The sequence below is a fragment of the Inquilinus limosus MP06 genome (assembly GCF_000767795.1).
Classification (GTDB): domain Bacteria; phylum Pseudomonadota; class Alphaproteobacteria; order DSM-16000; family Inquilinaceae; genus Inquilinus; species Inquilinus limosus_E.
Genome location: NZ_JANX01000093.1, coordinates 1 through 15,558 on the forward strand (window position 1 = coordinate 1; position 15,558 = coordinate 15,558).

At 69.3% G+C, this 15,558-nt stretch carries 16 protein-coding genes and 1 riboswitch; of the genes, 8 read left to right on the top strand and 8 right to left on the bottom strand.

Translation table 11 applies throughout. The features are described 5' to 3' along the window. Positions 1-136: 136 nt before the first annotated feature. The 4 genes from P409_RS10235 (at position 137) to P409_RS10250 (ending at position 2,909) form a co-directional block, all read left to right on the top strand. On the top strand, positions 137-1,192 hold the full coding sequence (locus P409_RS10235) for an aspartate-semialdehyde dehydrogenase (protein ID WP_052120319.1): 1,056 nt from the start codon (positions 137-139) through the stop codon (positions 1,190-1,192). Between the two features lie 119 nt (positions 1,193-1,311). Beyond that, positions 1,312-1,953, top strand: coding sequence for a TetR/AcrR family transcriptional regulator (locus tag P409_RS10240; RefSeq protein ID WP_052120321.1), 642 nt, complete (start codon positions 1,312-1,314; stop codon positions 1,951-1,953). A gap of 89 nt (positions 1,954-2,042) precedes the next feature. Then, positions 2,043-2,474, top strand: coding sequence for a phasin family protein (locus tag P409_RS10245; protein WP_034835085.1), 432 nt, complete (start codon positions 2,043-2,045; stop codon positions 2,472-2,474). Between the two features lie 99 nt (positions 2,475-2,573). Beyond that, entirely contained in the window at positions 2,574-2,909 is a 336-nt protein-coding gene (locus tag P409_RS10250) for a tRNA-binding protein (RefSeq protein ID WP_034835087.1), read from the top strand. Positions 2,910-3,111: 202 nt separating this feature from the next. Here the strand turns inward: P409_RS10250 and P409_RS10255 are convergent, their stop codons facing one another. Beyond that, a complete protein-coding gene (locus tag P409_RS10255; protein WP_034835090.1) occupies positions 3,112-4,023 on the bottom strand; it encodes a LysR family transcriptional regulator in 912 nt (303 codons plus the stop codon). 189 nt (positions 4,024-4,212) lie between these two features. Here P409_RS10255 and P409_RS10260 point away from each other — a divergent pair, with 189 nt between their 5' ends. After that, the gene (locus P409_RS10260) at positions 4,213-4,884 is read left to right on the top strand and encodes a glutathione S-transferase family protein (RefSeq protein WP_034835093.1); all 672 of its coding nucleotides are present in this window, start codon (positions 4,213-4,215) and stop codon (positions 4,882-4,884) included. Between the two features lie 133 nt (positions 4,885-5,017). Here the strand turns inward: P409_RS10260 and plsY are convergent, their stop codons facing one another. Continuing rightward, positions 5,018-5,689, bottom strand: a complete 672-nt coding sequence (gene plsY, locus P409_RS10265; RefSeq protein WP_034835097.1) for a glycerol-3-phosphate 1-O-acyltransferase PlsY — start codon at positions 5,687-5,689, stop codon at positions 5,018-5,020. Positions 5,690-5,825: 136 nt separating this feature from the next. Beyond that, positions 5,826-5,910: riboswitch (ZMP/ZTP riboswitch) on the top strand. Between the two features lie 53 nt (positions 5,911-5,963). Here plsY and P409_RS10270 point away from each other — a divergent pair. Next, positions 5,964-7,235 carry a serine hydroxymethyltransferase gene (locus P409_RS10270; RefSeq protein WP_152613321.1) on the top strand — a complete coding sequence of 424 codons (1,272 nt, stop codon included), beginning with the start codon at positions 5,964-5,966 and terminating at the stop codon, positions 7,233-7,235. Between the two features lie 210 nt (positions 7,236-7,445). On the opposite strand, the gene P409_RS10275 is transcribed toward P409_RS10270, so the two are convergent. The 5 genes from P409_RS10275 to P409_RS10295 form a co-directional block, all read right to left on the bottom strand. Beyond that, positions 7,446-8,459, bottom strand: coding sequence for a carbohydrate kinase family protein (locus tag P409_RS10275; protein ID WP_034835100.1), 1,014 nt, complete (start codon positions 8,457-8,459; stop codon positions 7,446-7,448). Position 8,460: 1 nt separating this feature from the next. Next, positions 8,461-9,483 (bottom strand): beta/alpha barrel domain-containing protein, encoded by a 1,023-nt coding sequence (locus tag P409_RS10280; protein ID WP_034835103.1) that lies wholly within the window; start codon positions 9,481-9,483, stop codon positions 8,461-8,463. Between the two features lie 196 nt (positions 9,484-9,679). Beyond that, positions 9,680-10,468 (bottom strand): ATP-binding cassette domain-containing protein, encoded by a 789-nt coding sequence (locus tag P409_RS10285; RefSeq protein WP_052120323.1) that lies wholly within the window; start codon positions 10,466-10,468, stop codon positions 9,680-9,682. After that, positions 10,465-11,439 carry an ABC transporter permease gene (locus tag P409_RS10290; protein WP_052120325.1) on the bottom strand — a complete coding sequence of 325 codons (975 nt, stop codon included), beginning with the start codon at positions 11,437-11,439 and terminating at the stop codon, positions 10,465-10,467. Before P409_RS10290 ends, P409_RS10285 begins: the two co-directional genes overlap by 4 nt. A 203-nt stretch (positions 11,440-11,642) precedes the next feature. After that, positions 11,643-12,662: a substrate-binding domain-containing protein gene (locus P409_RS10295; RefSeq protein ID WP_081991406.1), complete on the bottom strand. Its 1,020-nt coding sequence runs from the start codon at positions 12,660-12,662 to the stop codon at positions 11,643-11,645. Between the two features lie 155 nt (positions 12,663-12,817). Between P409_RS10295 and P409_RS10300 the strand changes: the two genes are divergently transcribed. Beyond that, a complete protein-coding gene (locus tag P409_RS10300) occupies positions 12,818-14,023 on the top strand; it encodes an ROK family transcriptional regulator (RefSeq protein ID WP_034835105.1) in 1,206 nt (401 codons plus the stop codon). Between the two features lie 57 nt (positions 14,024-14,080). Here the strand turns inward: P409_RS10300 and P409_RS10305 are convergent, their stop codons facing one another. Then, positions 14,081-14,743: an O-methyltransferase gene (locus P409_RS10305; protein WP_034835108.1), complete on the bottom strand. Its 663-nt coding sequence runs from the start codon at positions 14,741-14,743 to the stop codon at positions 14,081-14,083. Between the two features lie 94 nt (positions 14,744-14,837). Between P409_RS10305 and P409_RS10310 the strand changes: the two genes are divergently transcribed. Next, positions 14,838-15,482, top strand: coding sequence for a TetR family transcriptional regulator (locus P409_RS10310; protein ID WP_034835112.1), 645 nt, complete (start codon positions 14,838-14,840; stop codon positions 15,480-15,482). The last annotated feature ends 76 nt before the right edge of the window (positions 15,483-15,558 follow it).

A 15,558-nucleotide genomic window follows, 5' to 3' on the forward strand; every position in this document is an offset into this window, starting at 1 on the left:
AGACGACCGCTGCGGCGGGCGTTCTCTGGCGCGCGCGGTGACGGCCGCGACATAGCACCGGAGGCCCCGCCGAGGACGGACGGGGCCCAACGGTGCAGCCATCGTCCCTCCCGGTTCGCAGAGGAAGGACGACACCATGCTTTCATCACCCGATCTCCAGGACGCGCCGCGCGGTGTGCGTTCGCCCGAACCCGTGATCGCCATCGTCGGCGCCACCGGCGCCGTCGGCGTCGAGCTGCTGCGCTGCCTGGAGGCGCGGCGCTTCCCGGCCGGGTCCGTGCGGCTGCTGGCCTCCGCCCGCTCCGTCGGACGCAGCCTCCCGTTCCGCGGCCGCGACCTGGCGGTGGAGGAGCTGACCGAGGCCAGCTTCGCCGGAATCGACATCGCCCTGTTCTCGGCCGGGGCCGGCATCTCCCGCCGCTTCGCCCCTGCGGCGGTGGCGGCCGGGGCGGTGGTGGTGGACAACTCCTCGGCCTTCCGCATGCGGCCGGAGGTGCCGCTGGTGGTGCCGGAGGTGAACGCCGCGACCCTGGCCGGCCACGCCGGCATCATCGCCAACCCGAACTGCGTCGCCGCGATCATGACCGTGGCCCTGGCGCCGCTGCACCGGGCGCATCCGCTGCGGCGGGTGTCGGCGGCGACCTACCAGTCCGCCTCCGGCGCCGGCGCGGCGGCGATGGAGGAGCTGCGCCAATCCACCGCCGCCAACCTTCGAGGCGAGGCGTTCGCGCCGAAGGTGCTGCCGCACCCCTATGCCTTCAACCTGTTCAGCCACAACGCCGATGTCGACCCGGACAGCGGCTACAACGGCGAGGAGCTGAAGGCGATCGCCGAGAGCCGCCGCATCCTCGGCGCGCCGGAGCTGCCGATCGGCATCACCTGCATCCGCGTGCCGGTGCTGCGGGCCCATTCGATCGCACTGACCGTCGAGTTCGACAGCGTGGTGTCGCCGGAGGAGGCGAGGAGCCTGCTGGCAGTCGCGCCGGGGCTGCGCCTGGTCGACGACCGCGCCGCCAACCACTTCCCGATGCCGTCCGAGGCCAGCGGCCGGGACGAGGTGCTGGTCGGCCGCATCCGCACCGATCTCGGCGACCCGACCGGCCGGTCCCTGTCGCTGTTCGTCTCCGGCGACCAGCTGCTCAAGGGCGCCGCGCTGAACGCGATCCAGATCCTGGAGCATCTGCGGTCCTAGGCGCCTGATCCGGTCCCGGCTCGCATTCCCACCGTTTTGCGTTAGATTGGAGCGCAATCGCGCCCGCCCCCGGCGGGCGCTCTGGGGCCGCGAGGCCGATGGCGCGAAGGGCCGGGACCATGGCGAAGAAGGCCGATATTGCGAACCACATCGTCACCACCGCCGTCGACCTGGCGGCGGAGAAGGGGTGGCGCGCCTTGACCCTCTCCGACGTCGCCCAGGCGGCGCGGGTGCCGATGTCGGCGCTGTACCGCCACTGCCCGGCCAAACCGGACTTGCTGGCCGGGTTCAGCCGCATGATCGACCAGGCCGCCCTGTCCGAGGGGCTGCCGGGCGAGGACGAGTCCCCGCGCGACCGGCTGTTCGACCTGATGATGCGCCGCTTCGACGTGCTGTCGGGCCACCGCGCCGGGATCAAGGCGATCCTGCGCGACCTGCGGCTGGACCCGCTGACCGCGCTCCTGCAGGCGCGGCAGCTGGAGCTGTCGATGCGGTGGACGCTGCAATCCGCCGGCATCTCGACCTCGGGCCTGCTGGGCCGGGCGCGGGTGCGGGCGCTGTGCCTGATCTACGGCCTGGTGCTGCGGGTGTGGGAGCAGGATGATTCGCCGGACCTGGACCGCACCATGAAGGCGCTGGACCAGCGGCTGCGCCAGGCCGAGCAGTGGGAGCAGACCTTCGGCCGCGGCCGGGGCGAGCGCCGGGCCGAACCGCCGGCCGAGCCCGCCGCCCAGGCGGGGCAGGAGCCTACGGTTCACTAAATGACAGCTTTGCTGCAATGCACAATCTTCTTTTGCGTTGCAGCGTGAATGTGTAAGCTGCCGCATTCTTGTGCAATCAGGAGTTGGCCATGAGCAAGGTGCCGCCGGTCTGGGACGTCGACTTCACCAAGCTGCTGGGCGAGTTCAAGGTGCCGGGCGTCGACCTCGACGCTGTGCTGCAGGCCCAGCGCAAGAACATCGAGGCGTTGACCGCCGCCAACCGCACCGCGGCCGAGGGCGTGCAGGCCTTCGCCCGCCGCCAGGGCGAGATCATCCGCCAGAACCTGGCCGAGCTGCAGGCCCAGTTCTCCAACGCCGTCTCCACCGGCGCGCCGGAGGAGAAGCTGGCCAAGCAGACCGAGCTGGCCAAGGTCACCTTCGAGAAGGCGATCGCCGACATGAAGGAGCTGGCCGAGCTCCTGGCCAAGTCGAACACCGAGGCCGCCGAGATCGTCAGCAAGCGCGTCAGCGCCAGCTTCGACGAGCTCAAATCGGTCCTGAAGACCCCCGCGAAGCGCTGACCGCAGCGTCGTCGTGAGATCGAAGGCCGCCTCCGGGCGGCCTTCTTGCCATCCGGACGCGGGCGCGGCAGGGTGCGCGCCGGTTTCGCGGAGGGCAGCATGACGATCAGCTACGACGATTTCGCCAAGGTCGACATCCGGGTCGGCACCATCGTGGCGGTGGAGCCGTATCCGGAGGCGCGCAAGCCGGCCTACAAGCTGACCGTCGATCTGGGGCCCGAGGTCGGCCTGAAGCGCAGCTCGGCCCAGCTGACCGTGCATTACACGCCGGAGACGCTGCTGGGCCGCCAAGTGGCGGCGGTGGTGAACTTCCCGCCGAAGCAGATCGGCCGCTTCATCTCCGAGATCCTGGTGCTGGGCTTCCCCGACGCCGACGGCGCCGTCGTGCTGGCCGCGATCGAACGCCCGGTGCCGAATGGTGGGCGGCTGTACTAGGGTTTGAACACAATCAGCGCGTCGAGGTGGTAGAAGCCGGCGAACCATTCATGCCGAGAATAGCCGCAAGTATAGCCATGCGGCCGCCACCTTGTTGCTGCGCGCAGCGGGATGGTCGCCAATGGCCGACTGAACGGATGGCAGGGGCCTGTTCAGCGTCCTCCCGTGCGAGGCCAACCCGGAGCGTCCGCTCCCTGACGCTTTAGCCATCGCCTACCTTCAATTCCGGCTCCTCGGCGCAAATCGCAGCGAGGAAATCGATGAACTGTCGTACTCGGGAGGGCATGCGCCGTCCGGCAGCGGTCACTGCGTTGATCGGAAAGGGCGGCGGCGCATGCCAGTCCAGAATTCGGACAACTTCGCCGGAGTCCAGCACATCGGTGAACAACCAACTCGCATGGTGGGCGATGCCGAGGCCCGCGAGGACCGCGCCGCGGACATGCTCGGCGTCGTTCGTGCGGAACGCTCCCCCGCCGTCGACCGTGACCTGCCGGCCGTCCACGTGGAAGCCCCACCCGATGATATCCCCCTGGTGGACATAGCTGATACGCTGGTGGGTGCGCAGTTCGTCCAACGTTTGCGGCGTGCCGTGTTGGGCAAGATAGCCGGCGGAGGCCAAGGTGATCATCCGCATGTCGCCGATGCGCCGGGCGACGAGTGCTGAATCCGAAAGCCGACCAATACGGATTGCGACGTCCATTCCCTCCTCGATAAGGTCAACGTGCCGCCCGGAGACTTCCATCTCGATCGCGACGTCGGGGAAACGGTTCCTGAAATCCGGTAGCCGAGGGATGACGAACATCCTCCCGAAGGCTGGCGAGAGGGTCACGCGGACCAGCCCTGAGGGAGCCGACTGCCCCTCAAGGACCCTTTCTTCGACAAGGTCGAGATCCTGAAGGATGCGGACGGTGGCCTCGTAATAGTCCTGTCCCGCAGGCGTCACGGCAAGAGCACGGGAATTTCTCGCGAGAAGCTGTGTCCCGAGCCGCGCTTCGAGCGCAGCGAGTTGTTTGCTGACCGTCGGCTGACTGACGTTCAGGTCACGCGCCGCCTGCGAAAAGCTTCCGCTTTCGACGACGCGCACGAACATCCGCATCGCGTCCAGCTTATCCATCACTTTTGTTCCGGACAGGAATAGAAGGCATAGCCGTCCCCGACCTTTGATGAGCGGGCCATGACCGCGCGATAAAACCCATGAATTCCAATATGGAATAGATGGAATTCGTCAAGCATATCTGTCATTCGCGAGAAGAATATAGGAATCCTCGTTCGACCGCCCGGCCTCGAACCGAAAGGAAAAGCTATGGCAATCAAGATCTATGGTGATGCGGGCTCGGGCAGCTTGCGTCGCGTGACCGCCGCTGCGAAGATCATGGGCATTGAACTCGAACGCGTCAAAGTTGACCTGTTCAAGGGCGAGAGCCAGACCGATGAGTTCAAATCGCGCCTCAATCCCAACGGTTTGACACCGGTTCTGGAGGATGGCGACACCATTCTCTGGGAATCTTCTGCGATCAATCTGTATCTCGCCAGCAAGGTGAATTCGCCGCTGGTCGGAACCACGCAGGAGGAGCGCTTCCAAGTCCTTCAGTGGATGTTCTGGTCGGGCGAACAATGGCGCACCTTCACCACCACGATCTTCGATGAGCGCGTCGGCAAGACGGTCATGGGATTGCCAAAGAACGAGTCCCTCATCGAGTTTGCCGAGGGCAAGATCCGCGCCGCGGCGAAGGTACTCGACCAGCATCTTGAAGGCCGCAAGTTCATGGTCGGCGATGCATTGACGTTTGCCGACATTGATATTGCGGCGCCCTTCTCCCAGGTCGATCGTGCGAAGTTTCCGTTCAAGGAATACCCAAACCTGATCGCGTGGCACGACAATCTTCTCCAGTCGTTCCCAGCGTGGGCGGAGACGAAGGCTGAGGTCGACAACCGTATGGAAAGCTTCCTGGCGAGCGTCGGCGTGAAACTATGATTTCCGGCCTTCCTGTCCGGCCGGCGGGCGTATGAAGATGGCGCGCTGGCCGGAATCGCGACGATTTTGTCGGTGGCGCGGTGGGCATGCGACGGCATGCCCGAAGGGCGCGCGAAGCGTGTGCGGCGGCGTCCTAGGGCACGGGTCCAGGGTTGCTGCGCCCCAGGCGCGGTTCCGTCCCCGCCAGCAGCCGCCGGATGTTGGCGCGATGACGCGCAATCACATAGAGGCCGCCCGCGATCACCAGCAGGCGGGTGGGCAGCGGCTGCTCCAGGGCGCAGGCCAGGGCGATCGCGGTCAGCGCCGCCAGCATCGAGCCCAGCGACACGATCCGGAAGACCGCCAGCGCCACGCCGAAGGCCGCCGTGGCCCCCAGGCCCGCCGGCCAGGAGATCGCCAGCAGCACGCCCAGCCCCGTCGCGGCGGATTTGCCGCCCCTGAAATTCAGCCAGACCGGGCGGCTGTGCCCCACAAGCACCGCCAGCCCGGCCAGGCAGACGGCCCAGGGCGCCCAGCCTTGCGGATCGGACGTCGGCGGCACGGCGGACGGCCATGCTGAGACCCAGGTCCAGACCCAGCGGGCGAAGACGATCGCCGCCGCGCCCTTCAGCACATCGACCAGCAGCACCGCCAGCGCCGGCCCCTTGCCCAGGGTCCGCAGCACGTTCGTGGCCCCGGTGGATCGTGAGCCGTGCTCGCGGATATCGATGCCGCGGAGCAGCTTCCCCGCCAGATAGCCGGTGGGGATGGAGCCGAAGAGATAGGCGACCGCCAGTCCGGCCACGCCCGCCATCCAGAACATCATCGCAGTCCCCTGATGTTGCCGCCGGGCGCGCCGAGGCCGGTGGCCGTCCTCCTGGCATCTCCGGCGCCGCCGGGCAAGCGCCGGTTGACGGGACACCGCGTCCCTTCCATCATCGTCCCGATCGCAGGATCAGCCATACCCTCCACGTGACTGGCGAGACGGGGGAGCACCCCGAGGGAGCGTGGAGGACCGTTTCGATGCCGCTCGCCTGGGCAGCCTTGCTTGCAAGCTGGTCGGGCGATTCGTGTCCAGGCATCGAAACGGAGCACTTCGCATGGAATACCAGCACCAGCCCGACCCGGCCGATCCCGACCTGCGCAGCCGCCTGGCCGCCGCCGATCCGGAGGCCGCCGAGATCCTCGAGCGCGAGGAGCGCCGGCAGCAGCAGGGCCTGACCCTGATCGCGTCGGAGAACCACGCCTTTCCGGAGCTGCGGCCGCTGATCGGCTCGGTCTTCGCCGACAAATACGCCGAGGGCCAGCCGCGCCGCCGCTACTATGGCGGCAACCTGCATGCCGACGAGATCGAGGAACTGGCCCAGGCCCGCGCCAGGGCGCTGTTCGGGGCCGAGCACGCCAATGTCCAGCCGCTGTCCGGGTCGCCGATGAACCAGGCGGTGTATTTCGGCCTGCTCGCCCCGGGCGACACCATCCTGGCGATGGACCTGTCGCATGGCGGCCACCTGACCCACGGCGCCCCGGTTTCGGCCATGGGCAGGATCTTCCGCTTCGTCCGCTACGGCACCGTGGCCGGCGGCGGCTTCGACTTCGACGCCATCCGCGAGACCGCGCGGCGCGAGCGGCCGAAGCTCTTGATCACCGGCTTCTCCTCCTACCCGCGCGACATCGACTACGCCGCCTTCAAGGCGATCGCCGACGAGGTCGGGGCCATCACCATGGCCGATGTCTCGCATATCGGCGGGCTGATCGCCGGCAAGGCGCTGCCGAACCCGCTGGCGGCCGGCTTCGACATCGTCACCACCACGACGCACAAGACGCTGCGCGGGCCGCGCGGCGGGCTGATCCTGTGCCGCGAGCCGTTCCGCAAGGCGATCGACCAGGCGGTGTTCCCGGGGCTGCAGGGCGGGCCGCACATGGACCAGGTGGCGGCGCTGGCGACGGCGCTGCACCTGGCGGCGCAGGAGGAGTTCCTGGCCTATGCCCGCCGCGTGCTGGACAATGCCAAGGCGCTGGCGGCGGCGCTGCAGGCGCGGGGCGCGCAGCTGGTGACCGGCGGCACCGACAACCACCTGCTGGTGGTCGACGTGGCGGCCAGCTTCGGCATCGACGGCGACGAGGCGCAGCAGCGGCTGGACCGGGTCGGGCTGGTCTCGAACAAGCAGGTGGTGCCGGACGACACGCGGCCGCCGCTGCGCCCCTCCGGGCTGCGGCTGGGCACGCCCGCGGTCACCACCCGGGGGATGCGCGAGGGGCAGATGACGGCGCTGGCGGATCTGATCGTGGATGCGGTCACCGGCGCCCGGCCGGAGCCGGCTTTGGCGAACGCGGTGCGCGATTTCGCCAGGCGGTTCCCGATTCCGGGATGAGCGGAGACTTTCCTGGCCGTCTTTCACTGTCATGCCCGGGCTTGACCCGGGCATCCAGGGGCCACCAAGAGCGGCTCTGGCCGCCCCTGGATCCTCGGGTCAAGCCCGAGGATGACAGGAAAGGGAAGGCGGTGCGTAGGTTGGGTTCGCGTCGGCGAACCCAACACCGGTCCCGGCATCGACATGTTGGGTTCGCGATGCGAACCCAACCTACGCCGTCGGCTTGAACCCCGACCTTTCCCCATAGTCGAAGCACTCCTCGGCCGAGGGGATCGCCCGCGACGTGCTGTACGAGCCGAGGCTGAGCGCCGCGACGCAGACTCCCAGCCTCAGCCCTTTCTCCACCGGCCAGCCCTCATGCAGCCCCAGCATGACGCCGGAGGCCAAAGCGTCGCCGGCGCCGTTGGTGCTCTTGACCGCCTCCGGCGGCACCCAGGCCGCGCCCTGGCGCCACAGCCGGCCGTCGCGGTCGGCGGCGACCACGCCCTCCGGGAAATGCACCACCGCCAGGGTCGACACGCCCATCCGGATCAGCGCCGCCGCCGCCGCCTCGACCAGCGCCCAGTCGGGACGGCCGTCGCGGTGGGTCTCGACTCCGGTCAGCGCCGTCGCCTCCAGCTCGTTGATGATGATGCTGTCCAGGAGCGGCAGGCAGGGCACGGTCAGGTCGCGCAGCCGGTCGCCCGCCACGCCCACCAGCTCCATATTGGTGCGGTGGCCCGAGGCGCGGGCGCGGGCCAGCACCTCGGTAAAGCCGTTGCCGCTGCCTTGCGGCGCGTCCATCCGGGCATGCACCCCGGGCGAGCCGACATGGAAGATCTTCGAGGTCGACCCCGCCAGGTCGAAATGCTCGGGCGAGAGCAGGGCGTTGACCCCCTCCTGGTAGAAGAAGGTCCGCCGCCCGCCCTCGGCCACGATCATCACGTCGGTATAGGCGGTGCGTCCGCCCGGCAGCACCGCGATCCGGCCGGCGCCGACGCCGTGGTCGCGGCAGACGTCCAGCGCCAGTTGGCCATAGGCGTCGTCGCCGACCACGCCGACCACCTCGATCGGGAAGGGCGCGCCCAGGCGGGCGAGGTCGATCGCCATGTTGAAGCCCGGGCCGCCGGAATCCGGCGTCTCCTCCACGATCTTGGCGACGTGCTCCTGCGGCGGGAAGCGGTCGATGACCTTGTTGACGTCGATGCAGATCGTGCCGCCGCAGATGATGCCCGAGCGCTCCATCTCAGCCCTGCTTCAGAACGGCTTCGGTGGTCTGCACATCGTCGGCCAGGGGGCGCAGCGGAGTGATGCCCTGCTTCTGCAGCTCGCCGTGATAGGCCTTCACCGCCTCCTCCGGCGTGATCGTGCCGTCGGCCACCTGGCGCATGAAGCTGACCATCGCCAGCGGCGATTCCGCCAGGTTGATCTTGCGGCCGAACAGGGCGACGCGGGCGCCGTATTTCTCGGCCTGGTGCAAGAGCTCGAAGCAGTCGCGGGTGGTGCCGGCGCCGCCGCCGAGCACGCCGACGATCAGGCTGGAATCGAAGCTCGCCAGCTCCTCCAGCGCCTTCGGGCCGTTGAAGGGGATCTTCAGGAACTGCGGCCGGTCGGCCTTCATCACCCCGGCCAGGCAGCGCAGGATGCAGTCGTTCAGATAGTGCGGCTGCAACTCCGGGTCGATGCCGCTCGACACATTCGGATTGAAGACCTCGAAGAAGTACTTGAAGCCGTTGGCGGCGCAGTCGGCGCGGAACTCGGCGAAGGCCTCCAGCGACCGGATATCGGAATCCAGGTCGTTGTTGAAGGTGACGGAGTAGAGGCCGAGATCGGTGCCGGTGACCGGCGCCTTCGGGTCGGGTGTCAGGCCGCCATGCATCACCCGCGGCAGGACGGCCGAGCGGAACGGGCGCGACGGCTGCTTGGGGTAGGAGCAGCCGCGCACCACCCAGACATCGGTGGTGTCGTTGGCGCGGATCGCCGGCTTGACCCGGCTGTTGCGGAAGGTGCCGCTCTCGACCAGCCGCTCCAGGTTCGAGGCCGAGACCAGCATGATGTCGACGATGTCCTGCTCCACCACCTGGCGGATGGTGTCCAGGAACTCGTCGCGGGTGCGGTAGCGGGTCCAGCTGCCGTCGGGCGCGCGCTTCGGGCCGGTCGAGGTCAGGCTCGGCCCCATGTCGCCGTCCTTGGCGTCGGCGATGATGAAGTCGCTGCGCTTGTACTGTCCGGCGCGGATGCGGGCCAGCTTCTCGTCCAGGCGGGTCATGCTCGGTCTCTCGTCTTTCGGTCAGGGTTCAGGGAAAGGGGAGGGGGCAAGTGAACCAATGATCGTCATCCCGTGCGCGCTGCGGCGCGAAGTGCCGCGGCGCAGACACGGGATCTCGGCTCGGTCGGTGAAGAGATCCCGGTTCTGCGTCGCATCACTGCGTGCTGCGCCGTGCCCGGGATGACGAACAAGAAAGTCATGGTTGGGTCTCGCCGTTCGGGGCGGGCTGGTCGCCCGGCATCGCCCCGGTCATGATCGCCACCACCTCGGCCATGCTGTGGCGCTGCGGCGAGGTTACGGCGACGCGGCGGCCAAGCCGCATCACATGGATGCGGTCGGCCACCTCGAACACGTTCGGCATGTTGTGGCTGATCAGGACCACGGGCAGGCCGCGGTCGCGGATGGTGCGGATCAGGTCCAGCACCTGGCCGGTCTCGCGCACGCCCAAGGCCGCCGTCGGCTCGTCCATGATCACCAGCTTGCGGGCGAACACCGCGGCGCGGGCCACGGCCACGCCCTGGCGCTGGCCGCCGGACAGGCTCTCGACCGCATGGGTGATCGAGGGCAGGCGGAAGCGCAGCTCGTCCATATGGCGCTGCGCCTCGCGCCGCATCCGCGGCTTGTCCAAGAGCCGCAGCCAGCGGCCGAGCGGGCCGGGCCGGCGCAGCTCGCGCCCCAGGAACAGGTTGGTGGCGATGTCCAGCGCCGGCGCCACCGCCAGGTCCTGGTACACCGTCTCGATGCCGCGGCGGCGGGCGTCCAGCGGCCCGTGGAACCGCACCGGCTGGCCGTCCAGCAGCACCTCGCCCTCATCGGGCGTGACGGCGCCGGACAGCACCTTGATCAGGGTCGACTTGCCGGCGCCGTTGTCGCCGACCACCGCCAGCACCTCGCCGCCGCGCAGCTCGAAATCGACGCCGCCCAGCGCGGTGACATGACCGTAGCGCTTGACCACGCCGCGGGCCTCCAGGACCGGCGCGCTCATACCCGCCTCCAGCGCGACAGTTGGTCCAACGCGACCGCCGCGATGACCAGGACGCCGGTGACCAGGTCCTGCCACAGCGGGTCGATGCCGATCAGGGTCAGGCCGTTGCGCAGCACGCCGACGATCAGCACGCCGATCAGCGTGCCGATCAGGCTGCCGCGCCCGCCGAACAGGCTGGTGCCGCCGATCACCACGGCGGTGATGCTGTCCAGATTGGCGGTCTGCATCGCGTTCGGATCGGCGTTCGGGATCCGTCCCAGCGCCAGCCAGGCGCCGATGCCATAGAGGAAGGCCGCGGCCAGATAGACCGACAGCAGCCGCCGCTGCACCGGGATGCCGACCAGCCGCGCCGCCTCCGGATTGTTGCCGATGGCGTAGACGTGCTTACCCCAGGCGGTGTGGTTCAGCAGATACCAGACCAGCCCGTAGAGGCCGAGCATGATGATGATGCCGTAGGTGATCACGGCGCCGCCCAGGCGCAGCGTGTTGCCGGACCAGCCCAGCAGGTCGTCCATCACCGGGAAGGCGCCGCCGCCGGAGAACAGCCGGGTGGCGGCGGTGACGATGCCGAGCATGCCGAGCGTGACGATGAAGGGCGGCAGCTTCAGCCGGCTGACCAGCGTGCCGGTGATCAGCCCGACCAGGCTGCACAGCCCGATCGCCAGCAGAAGCGAGGGCAGGGCGGCGTGGCCTTCGTCCACCAGCTTGCCGGCGACGATGGTGCCCAGCACGGCGATGGCGCCGGTGGCGAGGTCGATGCCGGCGGTCAGGATCACCAGCGTCTGGCCGATCGCCAGCGTGCCGATGATCACCGATTGCTGCACGATCAGCGACAGGTTGCCGGGCGTCAGGAAGCGCTCGCTCATCGCCGTGAACACGGCGCCGAAGGCGACGAGCACGATCAGCGGGCCGAGCGGCGGGGTGGTCAGCACCCGCGCCGCCCGCCCGATCCAGGACGAGGATGGGGCCATCGCTCTCTCGTTCGGGAGGTCGGTGAAACCGGCGGCGCCCATCCCCCTCACCCTCCCGCCGCCTGCGGCGTCGGGCCCCTCCCTCTCCCCAAGGAGAGGGTTGGTCACCTCTCCTTGGGGAGAGGTCGAAATCGCGGAGCGATTTCGGGTGAGGGGGAGCGGTGCGGCCAATCCGGATCGATCCATTCAGAACCTGGCGGCGGTCAGCCCCAGCAGTTCTTCTCTCCGAACTCGAGATCCTTGGAGTCCAGCCCCGGCAGCGGCTTGCCGGTGATCAGGAAGGAGCCGGTGTCGACGAAGCCGGTCGGCTTCTTGCCGCTCTTGGCGTATTCGGCCACGGCGTCGACGCCCATCTGCGCCATCTTGTAGGGGAACTGCATCACGGTCGCGGCGACGCGCCCGTCCTTGACGTATTTGACGCCCAGGCAGCCGCCGTCGATCGAGGTGACGACGATATCGTCGGTCTTCCCGGCCGCCTTGATCGCGGCATAGGCGCCCTGGGCCGCCGGTTCGTTGATGGTATAGACGACGTTGATGTCCGGATGGGCGGACAGCAGGTTCTCCATCGCCGTCTGGCCCTTGTCCTGGGCGCCGTTGGTGTTCTGCTTGCCGACGATGGCGGCGTCGCCCTCGGCGATGCCGAAGCCCTTCAGGAAGCCGTCATGGCGGAAGGTGTCGACCGTGCCGCCCGGCGTGCCGTCCAGCATCGCCAGCTTCGGCGCCTTGTCGCCCAGCGCCTTGCGGGCGTACTGGCCTTGCTGCACCCCGGCCTGGAAATTGTCGGTGGCGAAGGTGGCATCGACCGCGTCCGCCGGGTCGGTCGCGGTGTCGAGCGCGATCACCAGGATGCCGGCATCGCGCGCCTTCTTCACGGCGCCGAGCACGCCGGAGGAGTTGTTCGGGGTGATGAGGATGCCCTTGGCGCCGGCGCTGATCAGGTCCTCGATCGCGGCGACCTGGCCTTCGTTGTCGCCGTCGAACTTGCCGGCGCGGGCGATCAGCTTCAGGCCCTTGGCCTGGGCCTCCTGCTCGGCGGCCTGGCGCATCTTGACGAAGAACGGGTTGACCTCGGTCTTGGTGACGAGGCCGACGATGGCCTCCTGCGCCATCGCGGCCGTGCTGCCGGCGGCCAGGGCAAGTCCTACGGCGCCGGCGGCGAGCAGGCCGGCGAGGCGGCGGCGGTTCACGGACAGCGCAGCCTTGGGCGTCTGCGGTCGGATCATCGCGGTTTCCTCCTGTTTGCGGGCGGGCGCTTCTGCGGCGCCGGCCCTGTCGATTGGCCGGATCATGGACCGGCAAGCGGAACGATAAGTCCGGCTTTTGACGAGAGTCAATCGGATCTTCTGGATCTTTTGCCTGAAAACGACCATAATGACCCATGGCCGTTTCAGACCCCGAGATCCATGCCCTGGGCACCGCCGGCGCCGGCCATGTGCTGTCGCTGATCCTGTCCGGCCAGGCGCGGTCGCGGGCCGACCTCGCCCGCATCTCCGATCTCTCGCGCGCGACCATCACCCAGCGCCTGGGCGTGCTGTTCGACTCCGGGCTGCTGCACGAGGCGGAGGAGACGCAGGCCAGCGGCGGCCGCCCGGCCCGCATCCTCAAGCTGAACGAACGGTTCGGCGTGGTGCTGGCGGCGGATGTGGGCGAGAGCCGGATCCGCGTCGCGGCGACCGATCTCGGGCCGCATGTGCTGGCCGAGCGGCTCGGGGATCTCGAGGTCGGCAGCGGGCCCGTGCCGATCCTGACCTGGATCGCCCGGCAGTTCCGCGAGCTGCTGGCCGAGATCGGCCGGCGGCCGGACGAGGTGCTGGGCCTTGGCCTATGCCTGCCGGCGCCGGTCGACCATGCCGCCGGCCGGGTGATGGGCCCCTCGGTGATGACCGGCTGGGACGATTTCGACATCCCCGGCTGGTTCGCGGCCGACTACGCGGCGCCGGTGCTGGCCGAGAACGACGTGCGGCTGCGCACCCTGACCGAGCACCGGCAGTTCTGGCCGGAGGAGCGGCAGCTGGTCTTCATCAAGGCCGGCACCGGCATCGGCAGCGGCATCATCACCGACGGCCGGATGCATCGCGGCGCCCGTGGGGCGGCGGGCGATGTCGGCCACATCCAGCTGCGCGACGCCGAGGCGCCGCTGTGCCGCTGCGGCAAGCTGGGCTGCGTCGAGGCCTATGCCGCCGGCTGGGCGATCGCCCGCGACCTGCGGGCCAGGGGTTTTGAGGCGCGGAACGCGCGCGACGTGATGGCGCTGGTCCAGCGCAACCGGCCGGAGGCGATCAGCCTGGTGCGCCAGGCCGGCCGGGTGCTGGGCGAGGTGGCCGCGGATGTGGTCGCGGTGCTGAACCCCGGCGTCATCGTCGTCGGCGGCACCCTGGCCGAGGCGGGCGAGCACCTGCTGGCCGGGGTGCGCGAGTTCGTCTATCAGCGCTGCCTGCCGCTGGCGACGCGCGACCTGACCATCACCACGGCGCGGACGGGCGAGATGGCCGGGCTGCTGGGCGCGGCCCGGCTGGTGGTCGACACCCGGCTGCAGCCGCAGGCGGTCGACCGGCTGATCGCGGAGCGACGAACGGCGGGCTGAGGTCGCTGCCGCCTCGAATTCGGCGGCGGCCGGGCCTGGCAGACCGCGGCTCCGGCGTCAGCCGAGCCGCAGCGACAGCTCGACATCCTCGCCGAACGGGATGGACAGGTAGCCGCCGCCCGGCGCGCGCACTCGCGCCAGATACTCCGGGCTGTAATCGGCATTGTCGGCAAGGACGAAGGCGCCCGGCCGCAGGCGGCTCTCCACCAGGTCCAGGATCTCGGGATACAGCGCCTTGGCGCCGTCCAGCAGCGCCAGGTCGATCGCCTCGGGCAGGTCGGCGGCCAGCGTCTTCAGCGCGTCGCCCTCGCGGATCTCGACCAGGTCGAGCACGCCGCCGGCCCTGAGATTGGCGCGGGCCCGCTCGACCTTGGACGGCTCGAACTCGCTGGTGATCAGGCGACCGCCGCCATTGTCGCGCAGCGCCGCGGCCAGATGCAGGGTCGAGATGCCGAAGGAGGTGCCGAACTCCACGATCGACTTGGCGCGGCAGCCCCGCGCCAGCATGTACAGCAGGGCGCCGGCCTCGCGCGACACGGCGAGCGGGTAGTCCTTCAGCCGGCCGTAGAAGTCGAGATACTCGGTCTTGCTGCGCATCAGCCGCTCATGCTCGCCGGCGAGGTCGGCCAGGTCGGGGCTTGCCATCGGCGAGGCTTCGTCGGCCGCCGCGAACAGCTGGGCCAGCAGGGGCGCGATCGGGGCGGTGGTCAGGGTGGTCATGCGGGTCTCCGGTCGAGGCAAGGGCGCATCCTTGCGCCGGACCGAAAATACGACTAGTTCGTCAGGTTCCTGAGTCGCGTTGCCGGACCCGCCTGTGACCGATCGCCGAAAGCCGCAGATTTCCTCGCGAAAGCAGCCGCAGCAGGCGCGGTCGGAGGGGCTCGTCGCCGCGATCCTGGAGGCCGCTGTTCAGGTTCTGGCGAAGGAGGGCGCCCAGCGCTTCACCACCGCGCGGGTGGCGGAGAAGGCGGGGGTCAGCGTCGGGTCGATCTACCAGTATTTCCCGAACAAGGCGGCGATCCTGTTCCGGCTGCAGAGCGACGAGTGGCGGCAGACCAGCGACCTGCTGGGCACCATCCTCGCCGATGACCGGACGCCGCCGCTGGAGCGGCTGCGCCGGCTGGTCCATGCCTTCCTGCGCTCGGAATGCGAGGAGGCGGCGATCCGCGGCGCGCTGAACGATGCCGCGCCGCTGTACCGCGACGCGCCGGAGGCGACCGAGGTGCGGGCGGCCGGGCGCCGTGCGGGCAAAGCCTTCATGCGGGAGGCGCTGCCCGACGTCCCGGACGCGGCCCGCGACCTCGCCGGCCATCTGGTGATGACGACGCTGAGCGAGGTGGGGAAGAGCTTCTCGGACCAGCCGCGGACCGCGGCGGAGATCGAGGCCTATGCCGACGCCCTGGCCGACATGCTGTGCGCCTATCTCGAGCGCGCGGCCCGGGGGCCGGGGACCGGCTGAACGGCTACCAGCGCAGCCAGCGCCGCCCGGCCAGAGTGCCGATCAGCACCACGATCCCGGTCGCCAGCGTGTACCA